The organism is Cupriavidus taiwanensis LMG 19424, from assembly GCF_000069785.1.
Lineage (GTDB): Bacteria > Pseudomonadota > Gammaproteobacteria > Burkholderiales > Burkholderiaceae > Cupriavidus > Cupriavidus taiwanensis.
This window is the reverse complement of record NC_010528.1, coordinates 1,684,244-1,704,159: the sequence shown is the minus strand read 5'-3', so window position 1 is coordinate 1,704,159 and position 19,916 is coordinate 1,684,244. Positions and strand designations below refer to the sequence as shown.

Sequence of the window (19,916 nt, the reverse complement as noted above, 5' to 3'; positions counted from 1 at the left end):
CTGGCGCAGGATCCGGCAGCGATGGCCAATCCGGTCTATGCTCGCGGCTGCGGTCCGGGGCACATGCCCGGGCCAGCGATACAAGAAACCCGACCCCTGCACAGGAGACGCTCCATGGCACTTTCGATGTACGACGTTTCGATCCCTCCGTTTATCCGCGCGCTGGGCAATCTTGACGCGATCCTCGCCAAGGGCGCGGCGCACGCACAGGCGCAGGGGATGGACCCTGCCGACCTGATCCAGACCCGCCTGATTGCCGACATGGACCCGCTGCCGGCGCAGGTGCAGCGTGCCAGCGACGCCGCCAAGGGCTGCGCGGCGCGGCTGGCCGGGATCGAGGTGCCGTCGTTTGCCGACACCGAAACCACCTTCGCCGAATTGCAGGACCGCATCGGCCGCACCATCGTGTTCCTGGAGCAGATCACGCCGGCGCAGCTGGAAGGCAGCGAACAGCGCGTGGTCGAGCTGAAGCTGCCCCAGGGGCCGCTGCGCTTCGACGGCAAGTCCTACCTGCTCGGCTTTGCCTTGCCCAATTTCTACTTCCACGTGACCACTGCCTACGACATCCTGCGCCACAAGGGCGTGCAGATCGGCAAGCGCGACTATCTCGGGTTGAAGTAGGCGCGCGGGCGCCGGGCCGGCACGGGCCCGGCGCGAGCGCTGCGCATCACCTTTCCCGGTCGTGCCCGGCGCTCTGGTAGCCGGCTGGCCCAAGGGCGGCCAAGCGGAAGTCCTGGGGCCTCTGGTATACTTGCGGCACGTCCGGCCCCGTGCCGGGCGCAGCCTGCGACAGGCCAGGACAGCCCCACCCGGCAGCCCACGCGCTGCCAGCACAGCCGCCCCGATCGATACGTCCGGTCCACATCGAGTGCGCGACCACGCGCCAATGCGACCACGCGGCGCGAGGTCCGGCTCCGGCCCTGCCCATCCTTTACTGAACCCCGGCCAGCAAGACGCTGCCGAACCGCTGCGAACCGCTGTTTACGGTCCGAGAGAGACCCCACGCATGACTTACGCCGTCAAGGAAATCTTCTATACGCTGCAGGGCGAAGGCGCCAACGCCGGCCGCGCCGCGGTGTTCTGCCGCTTTGCCGGCTGCAACCTGTGGAGCGGCCGAGAGGAAGACCGCGCCAGCGCGGTGTGCCAGTTCTGCGATACGGATTTCGTCGGCACCGATGGCACGCGCGGCGGCAAGTACCGCACCGCCGCGGAACTGGCGGCGGTGGTTGCGTCGGAGTGGCCGCAGGGTGCCGGCGGCAAGCCGCTGGTGGTCTGTACCGGTGGCGAGCCCCTGCTGCAGCTCGACGCGCCGCTGATCGAGGCGCTGCATGCGCATGGCTTCGAGATCGCGATCGAGACCAACGGCACGATTGCCGTGCCGCCCGGCATCGACTGGGTTTGCGTCAGCCCGAAGATGGGCTCGGAACTGGTGGTGACGCGCGGCGACGAGCTCAAGGTGGTGATCCCGCAGGACGGGCAGGACTTTGCCGCATACGAGAAGCTTGATTTCCGCCATTTCCTGGTGCAGGCCATGGACGGTCCGCTGGCGCGCGAAAATACGGCCGCCGCGGTGGCGTTCTGCCAGCGCCACCCGCGCTGGCGGCTGTCGCTGCAAACGCACAAGCTGCTGGGCATCCGCTGAGCGGCCGGGCCGGCGGCGCGCCCGTGAGCGAACCGGCCAGCATCGCGCAGTAAATTCAGTCCACAATAGAGGCTTCGGGCGCACGCGCGGCGTCCGCTTCAACGCAGGCGGCCGGCACCGGCGCCGGTACACATGAGCAAACAAGTTTCCATCACCCGCCGGCTGGAGTTCGACTCCGGCCACCGCATTCCCAACCACTGCGGACAGTGCCGCAATATCCACGGGCACCGCTACCGGCTGGACCTGACGCTGTCGGGCGAGGTCCTCCACCGCGAGGGCGCCTCGGATGACGGCATGATCCTGGATTTCGGCGATATCAAGGCGCTTGCCAACGAGCACCTGGTGAGCAAGTGGGACCACGCCTTCCTGATCTACCGCGGCGACACCGCGCTGCTGAACTTCCTGCAATCGATGGAAGGGCACAAGACCGTGGTGCTCGACGCGATCCCCACGGTCGAGAACCTGGCCCAGGTGGCTTTCGATATCCTGGCGCCGGTGTTCAAGGACTGCTTCGGCCACCACCTGCAACTGACCCGGCTGGTGCTGTTCGAAACGCCCAATTGCTGGGCCGAGGTCAGCGCACCGGCGGTGCTGCCCGCGCAGGACTGAGCGGGCGACGATGACCCAGCCGCCGCCACTGCCGTTGCGCGCGCCGCGCGCACTGCCGGACGATCCGGCGCAGGCCGCGGAGCGCGACGCGCGCTATATGCGCGCCGCGCTCGAAGAGGCCCGCCTGGCCGAAGCCGCGGGCGAAGTGCCGGTGGGCGCCGTGGTGGTCTGGAACGACACCATCATCGCGCGCGGCCACAACCTGCCGATTCGCTCGGTCGACCCGTCGGCGCACGCCGAAATGCAGGCCCTGCGCGCCGCCGCGCAGGTGATCGGCAACTACCGCATGCCCGAGTGCGAGCTGTACGTGACGCTGGAGCCGTGCGCCATGTGCAGCGGCGCGATCCTGCACGCGCGGCTGCGGCATGTGGTGTTCGGGGCCAGCGACCCCAAGACCGGCGCCGCCGGCAGCGTGGTCAACCTGTTCGAGCAGGCGCAACTCAACCACCAGACCACCATCGCCGGCGGCGTGCTAGCCGACCCATGCGGCCAGATGCTGAAGGACTTCTTCGGCGCCCGGCGCCGCGCGCAGAAGGCAGCGCGCCAGCCGGCGCCCGCCGCGGCACCCGACCCGAACCACGACACTGAAGCATGAGCACGCCGAACAGCAGGCCGCATACCGAAGTCCGACTGATTGCCTCGTCCGGGTACCCGCACGATGTCGCCACCGCTGCGCGGGGCTGCGCCTGGCTCAAGCACCACGGCTACCACATGACCAACCCGGACGTGCTGGCGCGGCGCTACCTGCGCTTCGGCGGCACTGACGCCGAGCGGCTGGCCGACCTGCACGCCATCGGCACCGGCGTGCCGCATGAGCTGACGCTGGCGGTGCGCGGCGGGTATGGCATCGCGCGCCTGCTGGCGCAGGTCGACTTTGCCCGCATTGCCGCGCAGGCGCGTGCCAGCGGCACGCCCATCGTCGGCCACAGCGACTTCACCGCGTTCCAGCTGGCCTATCTGGCGGCCACGGGCGGCGTCACCTTTGCCGGGCCGATGCTGCTGGCCGACTTTGGCGCCGAGCCTGTCGACGCCTATATGTGGGAGCACTTCGAAGGCATCCTGCGCGACCCGGCCTACCGCGTCGACATCGCCGCGCCGCAGCCGGGCGGCCAGCCGTTCTCCGGCAGCATCGAAGGCACGCTGTGGGGCGGCAACCTGGCCATGTTGTGCAGCCTGCTGGGCACGCCGTTCATGCCCCAGGTGCAGGGCGGGGTGCTGTTCCTGGAAGACATCAACGAGCCGCCGTACCGGGTCGAGCGCATGCTGGTCCAGCTGCAGCAGGCCGGCGTGCTGGGTGCCCAGCGGGCCATCGTGCTGGGCGATTTCTCCAATTACCGCGTCACCGACTACGACAACGGCTACGACATGGACGCCGTGGTCGCCTACCTGCGCGAGCAGCTGCCGGTGCCGGTGCTGACCGGATTGCCGTTCGGGCATTGCGCCCGCAAGCTGACGCTGCCGGTCGGTGCGCAGGTGCGTCTGTCGGCACGTGCCGATGGCTTCAGCATGGCGTTCTCGGGCTATCCGGTGCTGCCGCCGCTGGCCTGAATCTTCCTGCCGCCGCCGCGCGTGCCGGTCGCAAGGAATGCGTCCGGATGATAGAATGTGCGGTTATTTCGTGACTTCCTGCCGGGTTCTCGCATGAACCGGGCGTGGCCCGTGCCGCAGCGCCATCCATGGCCGCCGGAATGCTTCCGGCCCGCGCCGCGGCGCCACCCTCTCCAGACAAGGTTCCAGACGTGCTTTCTACCGCAAACATCACCATGCAGTTCGGCCCCAAGCCGTTGTTCGAGAATATCTCGGTCAAGTTCGGCGAAGGGAACCGCTACGGCCTGATCGGCGCGAACGGCTGCGGCAAGTCCACCTTCATGAAGATCCTGGGCGGCGACCTCGAGCCGTCGTCGGGCAACGTCATGCTGGAGCCGGGCATCCGCCTGGGCAAGCTGCGCCAGGACCAGTTCGCCTATGAAGACATGCGCGTGCTGGATGTGGTGATGATGGGCCACACCGAGATGTGGGCCGCCGCGCAGGAGCGCGACGCCATCTACGCCAACCCGGAAGCGACCGACGAAGACTACATGAAGGCCGCCGAGCTCGAGGCCAAGTACGCCGAATACGACGGCTACACCGCCGAGGCGCGCGCCGGCGAGCTGCTGCTGGGCGTGGGCATCCCCACCGCGCAGCACCAGGGCCCGATGAGCGACGTGGCGCCGGGCTGGAAGCTGCGCGTGCTGCTGGCGCAGGCCCTGTTCTCGAACCCGGACGTGCTGCTGCTGGACGAGCCGACCAACAACCTGGACATCAACACGATCCGCTGGCTGGAGACCGTGCTCAACGAGCGCAACTCCACCATGATCATCATCTCCCACGATCGCCACTTCCTGAACTCGGTCTGCACCCACATGGCCGACATGGACTACGGCACGCTGAAGGTCTACCCGGGCAACTACGACGAGTACATGGAAGCGTCAATGCAGGCCCGCGAACGCCAGATGGCCGCCAACGCGCGCGCCAAGGAGCGCATCAGCGAGCTGCAGGACTTCGTGCGCCGCTTCTCGGCCAACAAGTCCAAGGCGCGCCAGGCCACCTCGCGCGCCAAGCAGATCGAGAAGATCAAGGTCGAGGACATCAAGCCATCGTCGCGCCAGAACCCGTTCATCCGCTTCGAGTTCGAGAAGAAGCTGCACAACCTGGCGGTGGAGGTCGAGGGCATTACCAAGAGCTACGACCGCAAGATCATCGACAACCTGTCGCTGGCGATCCAGGCCGGCGAGCGCGTGGCCATCATCGGCGAAAACGGCGCGGGCAAAACCACGCTGCTGCGCAGCCTGCTCAACGGCGCGGTGCAGACCGGCGTGCAGCGCGGCGTCGAGGTGGACCGCGGCACGGTCAAGTGGGCCGAGAACGCCAACGTCGGCTACATGCCGCAGGACACCTACGAGGAGTTCCCGGAAGACCGCGACGTGATGGACTGGATGAGCCAGTGGACGCAGGCCGGCGATGACGAGACCTCGCTGCGCGGCACGCTGGGCCGCCTGCTGTTCTCGGCCGACGACATCAAGAAGAACGTCAAGGTCCTGTCCGGCGGCGAGAAGGGCCGCATGATCTGGGGCAAGCTGATGCTGGGCCGCCATAACGTGCTGGCGCTGGACGAGCCGACCAACCACATGGACATGGAATCGATCGAGTCGATGCAGATCGCGCTGGACAAGTTCCAGGGCACGCTGATCTTCGTCTCGCACGACCGCGAGTTCGTCAGCGGCCTGGCCACGCGCATTATCGAAGTGCGCACCGACGGCACGCTGACCGACTACCTCGGCACGTACGACGAGTACCTGCAGTCGCAGGGCATCGACGGCTGAGCGCCGCACCCCGCTGCATGCTGAAGGCCGCCTCCGGGCGGCCTTTTTGCTGTTCGCCTGGCGTGTCAGGCGGCGCTGCCGTCGCGGACCTGGTCCAGCTGCGCCATGATGGCGCGTGCCGTCAGGTCGCCACGGGCCTTGAGCAGGGCGGCGTGCAGCGGTTCGCGCAGCGCCATCAGCGCGGGCAGGTCGGAAGCCTTCTCCACCTTCACCTGCAGCATGTAGCCGCGCAGGCCGAGATGCTGCCCGATCACGTCGGTATAGAAATGGTAAAGGCGCTGGTACGCCTGGACCTCGGCGGGAGAGTGGGCTGTGGCCGCACTGGCGTGTGGCGGCGCCGCTACCTCGGCCAGCGGCGCATGGCGCATCGCGTAGACCGAGAACAGGTTGGTATCGGCAGCCGGCGTTCCGCCACGCACCGGTTCCTGCGGCGGGGCCGCGGGCGGCGCTGCCGGCTCGGCGACGGCTTCGACCAGCCCCTGCGCCAGCAGCGCGGCCATGGCCTCCGGTCCCAGCCCCATGCCCGCAACCTGCGCCAGCAATGCCTGCTCGCGGCGCTCGCCGTTGACCATCAGCAACAGCGCGCGCAGCTTGTGGTCCAGCTTGCGCGCGCGGCTGCGGATTTCGTCGTGCCCCGCATCCGTCTTGCGGTAGATCGGATCGACCATGCCTCGCCCCCTTTGTCATTGTTATGTGCGCGCGCCGTGGCGGGTATCCCGCCCGTGACCCCTCGGCCGATTATCGCCATGTTCTTGCGCGGAGCGGCCGGCGCGGCCGGGGCCATTTCCCGCGGCGCCGGAACATGGGCCGGAATCCGCTCTACAATGTGCGTGCACCATAAAAGTAACAAAAAATTGCAATCGCCAATTCACCAAACCGAGAACTGTGGCCATGCAACAACGAGACAAACTCTTCATTAACGGCAAGTGGGTCGCGCCCCACGGCACCGGCAAGATCGACGTCATCCATTCCGCCACCGAAGCGGTGATGGGCACCATTCCGGAAGGCTCGGCCCGCGACGCCGAAGATGCCATCCAGGCCGCGCGCGCGGCCTTCGACGGCTGGTCGGCCACGCCGCCGGCAGTGCGCGCCGGTTATATCGCCAAGATCGCCGAAGGGCTGAAGGTGCGCAGCGAAGAACTGGCGCAGCTGATCGCCGGCGAAGTCGGCATGCCGATCAAGCTGGCGCGCGCGATCCAGGTGGGCGGCCCGGTCTACAACTGGGGCCAGGCCGCCAGGCTGCTGGACGGATTCCGCTTCGAGGAAGAAGTCGGCAATTCGCTGGTGGTGCGCGAGCCGGTGGGCGTGGTCGGCGCGATCACGCCGTGGAACTATCCGCTGAACCAGATCACGCTGAAGGTGGCGCCGGCGCTGGCGGCGGGTTGCACCGTGGTACTCAAACCGTCCGAAGTGGCGCCGCTCAACGCCTTCGTGCTGGCCGAGGTGATCGAGGCCGCGGGCCTGCCGCCGGGCGTGTTCAACCTGGTGACGGGCTACGGGCCGGTGGTGGGCGAGGTGCTCGCCAGCCATCCGGAAGTCGACATGGTGTCGTTCACCGGCTCCACCCGCGCCGGCAAGCGCGTGTCCGAGCTGGCCGCGCAGACCGTCAAGCGCGTGGCGCTGGAGCTGGGCGGCAAATCGGCCTCGGTGATCCTGGACGATGCCGACCTGCCATCGGCGGTGAAGGGCACCATCAATGCCTGTTTCCTCAACTCCGGCCAGACCTGCTCGGCGCACACCCGCATGCTGGTGCCGCGCGCCCGCTATGACGAAGTCAAGGCGATCGCGCAGAAGGTGGTCGCGGGCTTTACCGTAGGCGATCCGCTGCAGGAAACCAGCAAGCTGGGCCCGCTGATTTCCGCCGTGCAGAAGGAACGCGTGACCGGCTATATCCGCCGCGGACTGGAAGAGGGTGCCGAGCTGGTGGCCGGCGGCCCCGAGACGCCGGAAGGGCTGGAGCAGGGCTTCTACGTCAAGCCGACGGTGCTCGGCAACGTCGAGCCGCGCGCGACGGTGGCGCAGGAAGAGATCTTCGGACCGGTACTGTCGATCATCTGCTATGACACCGAGGAAGACGCGGTGCGCATTGCCAACGACAGCATCTATGGCCTGGGCGGCGGCGTGTGGTCCGGCGACGAGGCGCGCGCGATCCGCGTGGCGCGCCGCATTCGCACCGGGCAGGTCGACATCAACGGCGGACCGTTCAACATGCAGGCGCCGTTCGGCGGCTACAAGCAGTCCGGCAACGGGCGCGAAGCGGGCAAGTACGGCCTGGAGGAATTCCTCGAGTACAAGTCGCTGCAGCTGAAGAAGCCCGCTGCCTGACAGGGCCTGCACGCAACAACGGCGATGCATGAGGAAATGCCCGGCTGGCCCGGGCATTTTTTCGTCAGGATAATGCGCGGAAGCACATGACAAGGATAAAGGGGGAGCAACGATGCGCGGGTTCGGTCGGCTGACCAGGTGGCTGGCGGTGCTGGTGGGGCTTGCGGTGGCCGCTGCCGCGGGCGCGTTGGCCTGGTATCGGCATGCGGCGCAGCCGCCGGTGTCGGGCAGCGAGGTGCTCGCGGGATTGCGCGACCCGGTCACGGTGGTGCGCGACCGCCATGGCGTGCCGCACATACGCGCCGCCAGCAAGGCCGATGCATGGTTCGCGCTGGGCTACGTCCACGCGCAGGACCGCTTGTGGCAGATGCAGATGAACAAGCGCATCGTCGCGGGCCGGCTCGCCGAGATCCTCGGGCCGTCGGCGGTCGATAACGACAAGTTCCTGCGCACGCTGGGCGTGCGGCGCAACGCCGAGGCCATCTTCGCGCAGGCCTCGCCGGAAGCGCGCGCGGCGCTGCAGGCCTATGCCGACGGCGTCAATGCGTGGATCGACCAGCGCAAGGGCCCGCTGCCGCCGGAGTTCCTGCTGCTGCGTACCCGGCCCGAACGCTGGGAACCGGCTGACACGCTCGGCTGGCAGACCATGATGGCCTGGGACCTGGGCGGCAACTGGACCCAGGAGACGCTGCGCATGCGGCTGGCGCAGGTGCTGCCGGTAGCCCGCATCAGCGAACTGCTGGCGCCGTATCCGGGCGAGCAGCCGGTACGCACCATGGACTATGGCCATCTGTACCGCCAGCTGGCGCCGCTGGCGAGCGCGATGGCCAGCGTCGGCGACAAGGCGCCGCCGGGCTATGTCGAGGGGATGGGCTCGAACAACTGGGTGGTGTCGGGGGCGCATACGCAATCGGGCAAGCCGATGCTGGCCAACGATCCGCACCTGGGATTGCAGGCGCCCGCGCTGTGGTACTTCGCGCGCCTGAGCGCGCCCGGGCTCGAGGTGGCCGGCGCCACGCTGCCCGGCATGCCGCTGGTGGTGCTGGGCCACAACGACCGCATCGCCTGGGGCCTGACCAATACCGCGCCGGACGTGCAGGACCTGTATCTCGAGCGCGTGCGTCCGGGCAACGACACCCAGTACCAGACGCCGCAAGGGTGGGCCACGTTCGAGACCCGCACCGAGACCATCCGCGTCAAGGGCGCCGCCGACGTGACGATGAAGGTCCGCAGCACGCGCCACGGGCCAGTGATTTCCGATGTGGCCGAGTCGCTCGCCAGCGCCGCGGCGCCGCTGGGCGCGCAATACGTGGTGGCGTTCCAGTGGACCGCGCTGCGCCCGGACGACCGCACCTTCCTGGCCGGGCTGCGGCTGAACCAGGCGCGCGACTGGAACAGCTTCACCGACGCGCTGCGCGACTTCCACTCGCCGCAGCAGAACATCGTCTATGCCGACGTCGACGGCAATATCGGCTTCTACGCGCCGGGCCGCGTGCCGCTGCGCCGCGCCGACAACGACCTCAAGGGCCTGGCGCCGGCTCCCGGCTGGGATGCGCGCTATGACTGGACCGGCTTTATCCCGTTCGAGGCGCTGCCGCACCAGTACAACCCCGCCGATGGCGTGATCGTGACGGCCAACCAGCGCATCGTCGCGCCCGACTATCCGTACTTCATCACCAGCGAGTGGACGGTGCCGTATCGCTTCGACCGCATCCACACGCTGCTGGCCGCCACGCCGAAGCACACGTTCGACAGCTTTGCCGCGATCCAGAAGGACGTGCTCTCGCTGGCGGTGCGCGACGCCTTGCCGCTGCTGCTGGCCGCGCCGGTCAGCAGCGATGCGTCGCGCCCGCCGCGCGAGCGCGCGCTGCTGGAGGCATTGCGCCGGTGGGACGGCACCATGGATGCCGGCCGTGCCGAGCCGCTGGTGGTCACCGCGTGGCTGCGCGAGCTGTCGCGCCGGCTGTTCGAGGAAAAGACCGGCGAGGCCATCTTTGCGCGCATGTGGGAGCAGCGCAACGTGCAGCAGCCCATGCTCAACATCCTGCGCGATCCGCGCCAGCTGGGCGCGTTCTGGTGCGACCGTCCCCATACCGGCCCGGCCGAGAGCTGCGACGATGCCATCGCCGACGCCTGGACGCAGGCCATGGCGGACCTGACGCGTCGCTATGGCGACGATCCCGCGCGCTGGCGCTGGGGCGAAGCGCACGCGGCACGCTCCGAGCACCGGCCGTTCGGCAAGGTCGCGTACCTTGCGCCGCTGTTCAACCTGCGCGTGCCGACCGGCGGCGACACCTATACGGTCAACGTGGGTCGGCATAACCTGCGCGACGAGAAGGCGCCGTTCGAAAACACCCATGCGGCCAGCGTGCGCGCGCTCTATGACTTGTCCGACCTGGCGGCGTCGCGCTTCATGGACTCCACCGGGCAATCCGGCAATGCGCTGTTGCCGCGCTACCGCGACTGGACCGGCAAATGGGCGGCGGTGGAATACATCACCATGCCGCCTGTCGCGGCCCCGGGCACGCACGGCGCGGCGGACGCCCTGGTGCTGGCGCCTGCGACAAAATAGCGCGGGCCGCGGCAAGCCTTGCCGGCAATGCCGGAACACCGGCAAGGTCATGCCGGTGTTCCGGCGGCAGGTAGCGACAGGCGCTAACATGTGGCCCTTTCCCTCCCTCACTGCCGGCAGGAGCCCTTGATGACAACGCGTACCACCCATGTGATCCAGCACGTCGCCTTCGAGCACGCGGGCGTGATCGGCAACGCCTTGCGCGCGCGCGGGCATACGCTGCGGGTGTTCCAGGCCGGCGTCGACGACCTGGCACCCATCGCCAGCGAGCCGGCCGACCTGCTGCTGGTGCTGGGCGGCCCCATCGGGGTCTACGAAACCGAGGCCTATCCGTGGCTGGAGGCGGAAATCGCGCTGATCCGGCAGCGCCTGGCGGCCGGCGGCAAGATCCTCGGCGTTTGCCTGGGCGCGCAGCTGATCGCGCGCGCCGCGGGCGCCAGGGTCTACCCCGGCGTCCGCGAGATCGGCTGGGCCCCCATCACGCCGACGCCGGCCGGACAGGATTCACCGCTTGCCGAGTTGTCCGGGGCCGACTGGGAAGTCCTGCACTGGCACGGCGACACCTTCGACCTGCCCGCCGGCGCGCAGCTGCTGGCCTCGACCGCGGCGGTACGGAACCAGGCCTATGCCATCGGCAACCAGGTGCTGGCGCTGCAGTTTCACCCCGAGGTCATGCCGCGTGATATCGAAGCCTGGCTGATCGGCCATACCGTCGAACTGTCCAGGGCCGGCATCGATCCGCGCACCATCCGCGCGCGCACCGCGCAAGTCGGCGCCACCGTGGCGGCGGCAGGGGAGCGCATGTTCGCGCGCTGGCTGGAGCAAGCCGGACTATGAGCCAGCCCGTCACCGCCGTACGCGTGCCGGTCGATGCGGTGCTGACCGGGCCCGTGCGCCCGTTCGGCCCCAATGGCGTACCGAGCGGCATTGCCAAGACGGCAACGCGCGCACGCGTCCGTGTGACCGCGACCGGGCTCGAGGGCGACGGGCAGGGCGATCCGCGGCACCATGGCGGCCCGGAAAAAGCGCTGCATCACTATCCCTTCGACCACTACCCGGCGTGGCGGCGGGCGCTGCAAGAACAGGGTGCGTCCGGCGACGGTGTGCTCGACACGCCCGGCGCCTTCGGCGAGAACCTGAGCACCACGGGGCTGACCGAGGCCGACGTCTGCATCGGCGACCGCTTCCGCCTGGGCACGGCGCTGGTGGAGGTGTCGCAGGCACGCCAGCCGTGCTGGAAGCTCAACCACCGCTTCGGCTATGCGGGCATGTCGCGCGCCGTGCAGCAGAGCCTGCGCACGGGCTGGTACTACCGCGTGCTGGAAACCGGCGACGTGGCGGCGGGCGACAGGCTGGAACTGATCGCGCGGCCCTGTCCCGGATGGTCGCTGCACCGCCTGCTGCAGGTGCTGTATGTCGACCGGCTGGACTATGCCGCGCTGGAGGATATGGCCGCGCTGGTGCCGCTGGCCGAGAGCTGGCGCAAGCTGGCACGACAGCGCCTGGAACGGCGCGAAGTCGAAGCGATGGAGCGGCGCCTGTCCGGCGAATGACGGGCCGCGGGCCAGGGCCTCTCAGCCCTGGCGAAAACGCTTGCCGGTGCCTTCGCGCGTGATGCGCTCCCAGACCCGCTGCTTGTCCTCGTCGCTGAAAAAGACCCAGTTGCTGACCTCGGCCGCGGTACGGCCGCAGCCCTGGCACACCTCGTCGAACAGGGTCGAGCAGATGCCGATGCAGGGGCTGTCCGGACGCTCGGACAACGTGGAATCCGTGGCGCCGTGGTCCGGTTCGGGGCTGAGCGTGGCGGATTCGGAAGGTGACGGCATGGTGGCGGCAGGGCGGAGGGTAAAACGGCCGCCCATTATATCGGGAGCGCAGCGGCAGCCCGGCCAAAGGCCGTGCCGTGGGGGCGGGGATTACCTCGGAGGTCATTGAGCCGTGCTGCGGGGGCCATTACGCTGCGACAGGAATCGCGCCCTTTCAGGAGTCCAGCCATGCCCCAGACCATCGCCGCCGTGCCCTTATCCCAATACCGCCGCCCAGACGGTGTCGACCCGCGCATGCGCGCCATGGTCGATACCGTGCTGCTGGGATCCCCCGTGGCGCGCGCCCTCGGCGTGCGGCTGGCCAGCCTGGCCCCGGACCATGTCGAACTGGAGATGCCGTTCCTGCCGACCAACGTGACCCACGGCAGCATCGTGCACGGCGGTGTCATTGCCACGCTGATCGACATCGCCGGCGCGGCCGCGGCGGCGTCTGGCGCGAGTGCGGACGAGGTGAAGGGCGGAGCGACCGGCTCGCTGTCGATCCAGTACCTGGCGCCGGCGCAAGGCGCCGCGCTGAGGGCGGTGGCGTCGGTGGCCCGGCGCGGCCGCCGGCAGGTGGTGACGGATGTCTCGGTGTACGCCGAAGCGCCCGACGAGGGCGTGCTGGTCGCCAGGGCGTTGATGAGCAGCGCCATGTTTTGAGCCGATGCGCCGACGCGCGCTGTAATTCCCATTAACGCAATTAACCGCCGGATATTCGCCTTCACCCCCGTGCGCGCCAATGGCATTGGCGCGACCGGCTGCCAGCATAGTGGGCACGGGCCGTGTGGAGGCTATGAAGCACGGGTGTGCAGTGGCCCGGCTGATGAGGGGGAGGGCGCGCCGCCGGGAGAACCCCTGCGCGGCGCGCGGATCGGTGCTGCCCTGGATCAGTACTTCCAGAACACCTGCTGCAGCGCCTTGGCGTCGTTGGTCTGCGTCAGCGCCAGCGCCATCAGGATGCGCGCCTTCTGCGGCAGCTGGTCGTCGGTGACGATCCAGTCGTACTTGTCATCCGGCTGCTCGGCATTGCGTACCACCACGCCGCTGCCGGTGCGCGACGCGCGCACGATCTGCACGCCCTTGGCGCGCGCGGCCTTGAGCGGCTCGACCATGTAGTCGCCGACGCTGCCGTTGCCGGTGGCGGCGTAGATGATGGCCTTGGCGCCGCTCTTGACCGCGGCGTCGACCGCGGCCGGGTTGGCGTTGCCGTAGGCATAGAGCACGGCGACCTCGGGCAGCTTGTCGATCTTGTCGATGTCCCACTGCGTCTGCACCGTATGCGGACGTGCCGGCAGGCGGTAGAACAGCGTGCGGCCTTCCACCACGTAGCCCAGCGGGCCGAACGGCGAGCGGAAGGTCTCGGTCTTGAAGGTGTTGGTCTTGGAGACGTCGCGGCCGGTGTGGATCTCGTCGTTCAGCACGGCCAGCGTGCCCTTGCCCTTCGACGCCGGGTTCGAGGCGACCAGCACGGCGTCATAGAGGTTCAGCGCGCCGTCGGCACCCAGCGCGGTGCCCGGACGCATCGAGCCGACCACCACCACCGGCTTGTCGCTCTTCAGCGTCAGGTTGAGGAAATAGGCGGTTTCCTCGATGGTGTCGGTGCCGTGCGTGATCACGATGCCATCGACGTCGGGCTGCTTGAGCAGTTCCGACACGCGCTTGGCGAGCTTGAGCAAACGTTCGTTGTTGAAGCTTTCCGAGCCGATCTGGAAGATCTGTTCGCCCTTGACGTTGGCGACCTTGGAGAGCTCCGGCACCGACGCGATGATCTTGTCGACCGGGACCACGGCGGACTGGTAGGCGGCGGTGTTGGTCGCCGCGGCGCCAGCGCCGGCAATGGTGCCGCCGGTGCCGATGATGACGATGTTGGCCTTGCGGGCCTCGGCCGGAGCCGTGGCAGCGGCGGGCTGTGCCGCGGGCGCGAGCTGCGCATGCGCGGTGCCGGTGATCAGGCTCGCTGACAGCAGGGCAGCGGCCAGCGTGGTGACGCGGGCGAAATGTTTCATGATTCTCCTCGGGTATCTATACGAACGTGTGGCCCGTACTGGAAGCGGCACGACATACCTTATGGGTGGAATGGTGCCGTCCGTGTTCAGTCGGTGGCTGCCTGCGGCCGGGACTGTGGTGCAGGCCCGGCGCTGGCAGCGGCAGAGACTATACGTGAGGAGAAATTCGCGTTGGAAGTGCGGCGCAAGGGTTATGCCAATTCGGCATGAAACTGCTGCCGCCATAACCGCAAGCGCATACTTGGCGGGGGCCGAACCGGCCGGCGCCCGCCATGCGCTGGCGGCTGGCTCAGAACGCGTCGCCGGGCACGCGCACCCAGCCTTCCATCAGCACGCGCGCGCTGCGGCTCATGATGGCCTTCCGGACCACCCATTCGCCGTCGACCAGTTGCGCCTCGGCGCCAACGCGCAGCGTGCCGGACGGATGCCCGAACCGGACCGCATTGCGTTCGCCGCCGCCGGCCGCCAGGTTGACCAGCGTGCCGGGGATGGCGGCGGCAGTGCCGATCGCCACTGCCGCCGTGCCCATCATGGCGTGGTGCAGCTTGCCCATCGACAGCGCGCGCACCAGCAGGTCGACGTCGGCCGCGGCCACCTGCTTGCCGCTGGAGGCGGTGTAGTCCGCCGGCCTGGCCACGAAGGCGACCTTGGGCGTGTGCTGGCGCTTGGCCGCCTCGTCGACGTTCTTGATCAGGCCCATGCGCAGCGCGCCGTAGGCACGGATGGTTTCGAACATCGCCAGCGCCTTGGTGTCGCTGTTGATGGCGTCCTGCAGCTCGGTGCCCGTGTAGCCGATGCTCTCGGCATTGACGAAGATGGTCGGGATGCCGGCGTTGATCATGGTCGCCTTGAGCGTGCCGACGCCGGGCACTTCCAGGTCGTCGACCACGTTGCCGGTCGGGAACATCGCGCCGCCGGCGCCTTCTTCCTCGGCCGCCGGGTCCATGAACTCGAGCTGGACTTCGGCGGCGGGGAAGGTCACGCCGTCCAGTTCGAAATCGCCCGTTTCCTGGACTTCGCCGTTGGTCATGGGCACGTGGCCGATGATGGTCTTGCCGATATTGGCCTGCCAGATGCGCACCACGGCCACGCCGTTCTGCGGGATACGGCTCGGGTCGACCAGGCCGGCACTGATGGCGAAGGGGCCGACCGCGGCCGACAGGTTGCCGCAGTTGCCGCTCCAGTCGACAAAAGGCTGGTCGATCGAGACCTGGCCGAACAGGTAGTCGACATCGTGGTCCGGGCGCGTGCTTTTGGACAGGATCACGGTCTTGCTGGTGCTGGACGTGGCCGCGCCCATGCCGTCGATCTGCTTGCCATAGGGGTCGGGGCTGCCGATCACGCGCAGCAGCAGCGCGTCGCGCGCGGGGCTCGCGACCTGGGCGCGCTCGGGCAGGTCCTGCAGGCGGAAGAACACGCCCTTGCTGGTGCCGCCACGGATGTAGGTGGCGGGGATCTTGATCTGGGGTACGTGGGCCATGGGAATGTTTAGTCCTGGTTAGGCCGGGGGCCTTTGTACAGATTGGAAGTCCAATGCGGGGAAGCAAAGCGAAGCGCTTGTTTTCTCCCCTCTCCCGCAAGCGGGAGAGGGGAGCACACCACTGGCTTCGGTAGAAGCCTTAGCTTACGCCGCCGCCTTGTTCGACTCCAGGAAGTCCTGCGCAAACCGCTGCAGCACGCCACCCGCCTCGTAGATCGACACTTCTTCATCGCTGTCGAGGCGGCACGTCACGGGCACTTCCACGCGCTCGCCGTTCTTGCGATGCACGACCAGCGTCAGCGTGGCGCGCGGCCGGCGTTCGCCGATCACGTCGTAGGTTTCGGTGCCATCCAGCCCCAGCGTCAGGCGGTTCACGCCCGGCTTGAACTCCAGCGGCAGCACGCCCATGCCGATCAGGTTGGTGCGGTGGATGCGCTCGAAGCCTTCGGCGACGATGGCTTCCACGCCGGCCAGGCGCACGCCCTTGGCGGCCCAGTCGCGCGACGAGCCCTGGCCATAGTCCGCGCCGGCGATGATGATCAGCGGCTGCTTGCGGTCCATGTAGGTCTCGATGGCTTCCCACATGCGCACGACCTTGCCTTCCGGCTCGATGCGCGCCAGCGAACCCTTCTTGACCTGGCCATCGACCACGGCCATTTCATTGATCAGCGTCGGGTTGGCGAAGGTGGCGCGCTGCGCGGTCAGGTGGTCGCCGCGGTGCGTGGCGTACGAGTTGAAGTCCTCTTCCGGCAGGCCCATCCTGGCCAGGTATTCGCCAGCCGCGCTGTTGGGCAGGATCGCGTTGGACGGCGACAGGTGGTCGGTGGTGATGTTGTCGCCCAGCAGCGCCAGCGGGCGCAGCCCCTTCAGCGTGCGCTCCCCGGCCAGCGCGCCTTCCCAGTACGGCGGGCGGCGGATATAGGTGCTCTGCGGGCGCCAGTCGTACAGCGGCGCGGCGCTCTCGCCGGTTTCCGCGGTCAGCGCGAACATCGGCTCGTAGACCTTGCGGAACTGCTCGGGCTTCACGCTCTGCCTGACGATGGCGTCGATCTCTTCGTCGCTCGGCCAGATGTCCTTCAGGTACACCGGCTTGCCGTCCTGGTCGGTGCCCAGCACGTCCTTTTCGATATCGAAGCGGATGGTGCCGGCGATGGCGTAGGCCACCACCAGCGGCGGCGAGGCCAGGAAGGCCTGCTTGGCGTACGGGTGGATGCGGCCGTCGAAGTTGCGGTTGCCGGACAGCACCGCGGTGGCATACAGGTCGCGGTCGATGATTTCCTGCTGGATCTTCGGATCCAGCGCGCCGGACATGCCGTTGCAGGTGGTGCAGGCGAAGGCGACGATGCCAAAGCCGAGCTTTTCCAGGTCAGGCAGCAGGTTGGCTTCTTCCAGGTACAGTTCGACCGCCTTCGATCCCGGCGCCAGCGACGACTTGACCCACGGCTTGCGCGTCAGGCCGCGCGCGTTGGCGTTGCGTGCCAGCAGCGCGGCGGCGATCACGTTGCGCGGGTTGCTGGTGTTGGTGCAGCTGGTGATAGCGGCGATGATCACGGCGCCATCGGGCATCAGGCCTTCGGCTTCCTGCGCGCGGGCCTTGTCCAGGTCCACCGCGATGCCGCGCTCGGCCAGCGCCGAGGTCGGCAGGCGCTTGTGCGGGTTCGACGGGCCGGCCATGTTGCGGACCACGGTCGACAGGTCGAAGCTCAGCACGCGCTCGTATTCGGCGTGCTGCAGCGAATCGGCCCACAGGCCGGCGGTTTTCGCGTAGGTTTCGACCAGCTTGAGCTGCTCGTCGGTGCGGCCGGTCAGGCGCAGGTATTCGATGGTCTGCTCGTCGATGAAGAACATCGCCGCCGTGGCGCCGTATTCCGGGGCCATGTTCGAGATGGTGGCGCGGTCGCCCAGCGTCAGGCTCGATGCGCCTTCGCCGCGGAACTCCAGGTAGGCGCCGACCACCTTTTCCTTGCGCAGGAATTCGGTCAGGGCCAGCACGATGTCGGTGGCGGTGATGCCGGGCTGGCGCTTGCCGGTCAGCTCGACGCCGACGATATCCGGCAGGCGCATCCATGAGGCGCGGCCGAGCATCACGTTCTCGGCTTCCAGGCCGCCCACGCCGATGGCGATCACGCCCAGCGCATCGACGTGCGGGGTGTGGCTGTCGGTGCCGACGCAGGTATCGGGGTAGGCCACGCCGTTGTCGGCGTGGATCACCGGCGACATCTTCTCCAGGTTGATCTGGTGCATGATGCCGTTGCCCGGCGGGATCACATCGACGTTCCTGAACGCCTTCTTGGTCCAGTCGATGAAATGGAAACGGTCTTCGTTGCGGCGATCCTCGATGGCACGGTTCTTCTCGAACGCCTGCGGATCGAAACCGCCGCATTCCACTGCCAGCGAGTGGTCGACGATCAGCTGCACCGGCACCACCGGGTTGACCTTGGCAGGGTCGCCGCCCTGGTCGGCAATGGCGTCGCGCAGGCCGGCCAGGTCCACCAGCGCGGTCTGGCCCAGGATGTCGTGGCACACCACGCGTGCGGGGAACCACGGGAAGTCGAGGTCGCGCTTGCGCTCGATCAGCTGCTTCAGCGAATCCGCCAGCGTGGCGGGATCGCAGCGGCGCACCAGGTTTTCTGCCAGCACGCGCGACGTGTACGGCAGCTTGTCGTAGGCACCCGGCTGGATGGCCTCGACCGCGGCGCGCGCGTCGAAGTAATCCAGCTTGGTGCCCGGTAGCGGTTTGCGGTTTGCAGAATTCATGGTGTAGGGAAATCTATATAAGTATGAAAAAGGGGTAGTGGCCCCGTGTCAGCGACCAACTACCCCCTGTGCCCGCAGGCTCGGATCCATGCAACCCGCGGGCAAACCGGCAGCCGGTCTTACTTGCGATCCTTGATCGGCACGAACTTCAGGTTCTCCGGCCCGGTGTAGTTGGCGCTGGGGCGGATGATCTTGTTGTCGATGCGCTGCTCGATGATGTGCGCGGCCCAGCCCGAGGTGCGCGAGATCACGAACAGCGGCGTGAACATCGCCGTGGGCACGCCCATCATGTGGTAGCTGACCGCGCTGAACCAGTCCAGGTTGGGGAACATCTTCTTGATGTCCCACATCACGGTCTCCAGCCGCTCGGCGATGTCGAACATCTTCATCGAGCCGGCATCCTTCGACAGCTTCTTCGCCACTTCCTTGATCACCTGGTTGCGCGGGTCGCCGGTGGTGTACACCGGGTGGCCGAAGCCGATCACGACCTCCTTGTTCTCGACGCGGCGGGTGATGTCGGCCTGGGCCTCGTCCGGGTTGTCGTAGCGCTTCTGGATCTCGAATGCGACCTCGTTGGCGCCGCCGTGCTTGGGACCGCGCAGCGCGCCGATCGCGCCGGCGATCGACGAATACATGTCGGAACCCGTGCCGGCGATCACGCGCGCGGTAAAGGTCGACGCGTTGAACTCGTGCTCGGCATACAGGTTGAGCGAGGTGTTCATGGCGCGCTCCCACAGCGCCGACGGCTTCTCGCCGTGCAGCAGGTGCAGGAAGTGGCCGCCGATGGAATCATCGTCGGTCTCCACCTCGATGCGGCGGCCGTTGTGGCTGTAGTGGTACCAGTACAGCAGCATCGAGCCGAGGCTGGCCATCAGGCGGTCGGCGATGTCGCGCGCGCCCGGGGTGTTGTGGTCTTCCTTCTCCGGCAGCACCGCGCCCAGCACCGACACGCCGGTGCGCATCACGTCCATCGGGTGGGCGCTGGCCGGCACCCATTCGAGCGCCGCCTTGACGTTGGCGGGCAGTCCGCGCAGCGACTTCAGCTTGGCCTTGTAGGCGGCCAGTTCGGATTTGGTCGGCAGCTTGCCGTGCACCAGCAGGTGGGCGATTTCCTCGAATTCGCAGGTCTCGGCGATATCGAGGATGTCGTAGCCGCGGTAGTGCAGGTCGTTGCCGGTGCGGCCGACGGTGCACAGCGCGGTATTGCCGGCGGTCACGCCCGACAGCGCGACGGATTTCTTGGGCTTGGGAGTGACGAGCGGTTGCGCTTCGGACATCTGGGTCTCCTTGGTGTGATGCCTGGTGTTGCCTGTCTTTGGTCGTGCAAGCGGCCGGGAGGGGATATCCCCGCCCCG

The 19,916-nt window shown here is 68.0% G+C and carries 17 protein-coding genes; 11 read left to right on the top strand and 6 right to left on the bottom strand.

Annotation, left to right across the window (positions count from 1 at the left end; genetic code table 11):
* Positions 1-114 precede the first annotated feature (114 nt).
* From RALTA_RS07760 to RALTA_RS07735, 6 genes are all read left to right on the top strand, one after another.
* Positions 115-621, top strand: a complete 507-nt coding sequence (locus RALTA_RS07760) for a DUF1993 domain-containing protein (RefSeq protein ID WP_012352884.1) — start codon at positions 115-117, stop codon at positions 619-621.
* 385 nt (positions 622-1,006) lie between these two features.
* Positions 1,007-1,642, top strand: a complete 636-nt coding sequence (gene queE / locus RALTA_RS07755; RefSeq protein ID WP_012352883.1) for a 7-carboxy-7-deazaguanine synthase — start codon at positions 1,007-1,009, stop codon at positions 1,640-1,642.
* 132 nt (positions 1,643-1,774) lie between these two features.
* Positions 1,775-2,251 carry a 6-pyruvoyl trahydropterin synthase family protein gene (locus RALTA_RS07750; RefSeq protein WP_012352882.1) on the top strand — a complete coding sequence of 159 codons (477 nt, stop codon included), beginning with the start codon at positions 1,775-1,777 and terminating at the stop codon, positions 2,249-2,251.
* Between the two features lie 10 nt (positions 2,252-2,261).
* On the top strand, positions 2,262-2,846 hold the full coding sequence (gene tadA, locus RALTA_RS07745; protein ID WP_012352881.1) for a tRNA adenosine(34) deaminase TadA: 585 nt from the start codon (positions 2,262-2,264) through the stop codon (positions 2,844-2,846).
* Positions 2,843-3,799 carry a muramoyltetrapeptide carboxypeptidase gene (gene ldcA, locus RALTA_RS07740; RefSeq protein WP_012352880.1) on the top strand — a complete coding sequence of 319 codons (957 nt, stop codon included), beginning with the start codon at positions 2,843-2,845 and terminating at the stop codon, positions 3,797-3,799. Before tadA ends, ldcA begins: the two co-directional genes overlap by 4 nt.
* Before the next feature lie 191 nt (positions 3,800-3,990).
* Positions 3,991-5,613, top strand: a complete 1,623-nt coding sequence (locus tag RALTA_RS07735) for an ABC-F family ATPase (RefSeq protein ID WP_012352879.1) — start codon at positions 3,991-3,993, stop codon at positions 5,611-5,613.
* Positions 5,614-5,678: 65 nt separating this feature from the next.
* On the opposite strand, the gene RALTA_RS07730 is transcribed toward RALTA_RS07735, so the two are convergent.
* Complete coding sequence (locus tag RALTA_RS07730) at positions 5,679-6,281, bottom strand: hypothetical protein (RefSeq protein ID WP_012352878.1); 603 nt, start codon at positions 6,279-6,281, stop codon at positions 5,679-5,681.
* Positions 6,282-6,504: 223 nt separating this feature from the next.
* On the opposite strand from RALTA_RS07730, the gene RALTA_RS07725 reads away from it, so the two are divergent.
* The 4 genes from RALTA_RS07725 to RALTA_RS07710 all read left to right on the top strand — a co-directional run bounded on the left by RALTA_RS07725 (position 6,505) and on the right by RALTA_RS07710 (position 12,063).
* Positions 6,505-7,938: an aldehyde dehydrogenase family protein gene (locus tag RALTA_RS07725; protein WP_012352877.1), complete on the top strand. Its 1,434-nt coding sequence runs from the start codon at positions 6,505-6,507 to the stop codon at positions 7,936-7,938.
* A gap of 112 nt (positions 7,939-8,050) precedes the next feature.
* A complete protein-coding gene (locus RALTA_RS07720; RefSeq protein WP_012352876.1) occupies positions 8,051-10,510 on the top strand; it encodes a penicillin acylase family protein in 2,460 nt (819 codons plus the stop codon).
* Between the two features lie 129 nt (positions 10,511-10,639).
* The gene (locus tag RALTA_RS07715) at positions 10,640-11,347 is read left to right on the top strand and encodes a glutamine amidotransferase (protein WP_012352875.1); all 708 of its coding nucleotides are present in this window, start codon (positions 10,640-10,642) and stop codon (positions 11,345-11,347) included.
* Positions 11,344-12,063 (top strand): MOSC domain-containing protein, encoded by a 720-nt coding sequence (locus RALTA_RS07710; protein WP_012352874.1) that lies wholly within the window; start codon positions 11,344-11,346, stop codon positions 12,061-12,063. The genes RALTA_RS07715 and RALTA_RS07710 overlap by 4 nt, the downstream gene beginning before the upstream one ends.
* A 21-nt stretch (positions 12,064-12,084) precedes the next feature.
* On the opposite strand, the gene RALTA_RS07705 is transcribed toward RALTA_RS07710, so the two are convergent.
* Complete coding sequence (locus RALTA_RS07705) at positions 12,085-12,336, bottom strand: DUF1289 domain-containing protein (RefSeq protein ID WP_012352873.1); 252 nt, start codon at positions 12,334-12,336, stop codon at positions 12,085-12,087.
* A gap of 168 nt (positions 12,337-12,504) precedes the next feature.
* On the opposite strand from RALTA_RS07705, the gene RALTA_RS07700 reads away from it, so the two are divergent.
* The gene (locus RALTA_RS07700; RefSeq protein ID WP_012352872.1) at positions 12,505-12,978 is read left to right on the top strand and encodes a PaaI family thioesterase; all 474 of its coding nucleotides are present in this window, start codon (positions 12,505-12,507) and stop codon (positions 12,976-12,978) included.
* A 227-nt stretch (positions 12,979-13,205) separates the two neighbouring features.
* Here the strand turns inward: RALTA_RS07700 and RALTA_RS07695 are convergent, their stop codons facing one another.
* The 4 genes from RALTA_RS07695 to prpC all read right to left on the bottom strand — a co-directional run bounded on the left by RALTA_RS07695 (position 13,206) and on the right by prpC (position 19,838).
* Complete coding sequence (locus tag RALTA_RS07695; protein ID WP_012352871.1) at positions 13,206-14,324, bottom strand: asparaginase; 1,119 nt, start codon at positions 14,322-14,324, stop codon at positions 13,206-13,208.
* Positions 14,325-14,613: 289 nt separating this feature from the next.
* Positions 14,614-15,804 (bottom strand): 2-methylaconitate cis-trans isomerase PrpF, encoded by a 1,191-nt coding sequence (gene prpF, locus RALTA_RS07690; protein WP_012352870.1) that lies wholly within the window; start codon positions 15,802-15,804, stop codon positions 14,614-14,616.
* 144 nt (positions 15,805-15,948) lie between these two features.
* Positions 15,949-18,561: a Fe/S-dependent 2-methylisocitrate dehydratase AcnD gene (gene acnD / locus RALTA_RS07685; RefSeq protein WP_012352869.1), complete on the bottom strand. Its 2,613-nt coding sequence runs from the start codon at positions 18,559-18,561 to the stop codon at positions 15,949-15,951.
* Positions 18,562-18,680: 119 nt separating this feature from the next.
* On the bottom strand, positions 18,681-19,838 hold the full coding sequence (prpC, locus tag RALTA_RS07680) for a bifunctional 2-methylcitrate synthase/citrate synthase (RefSeq protein ID WP_012352868.1): 1,158 nt from the start codon (positions 19,836-19,838) through the stop codon (positions 18,681-18,683).
* Positions 19,839-19,916 lie beyond the last annotated feature (78 nt).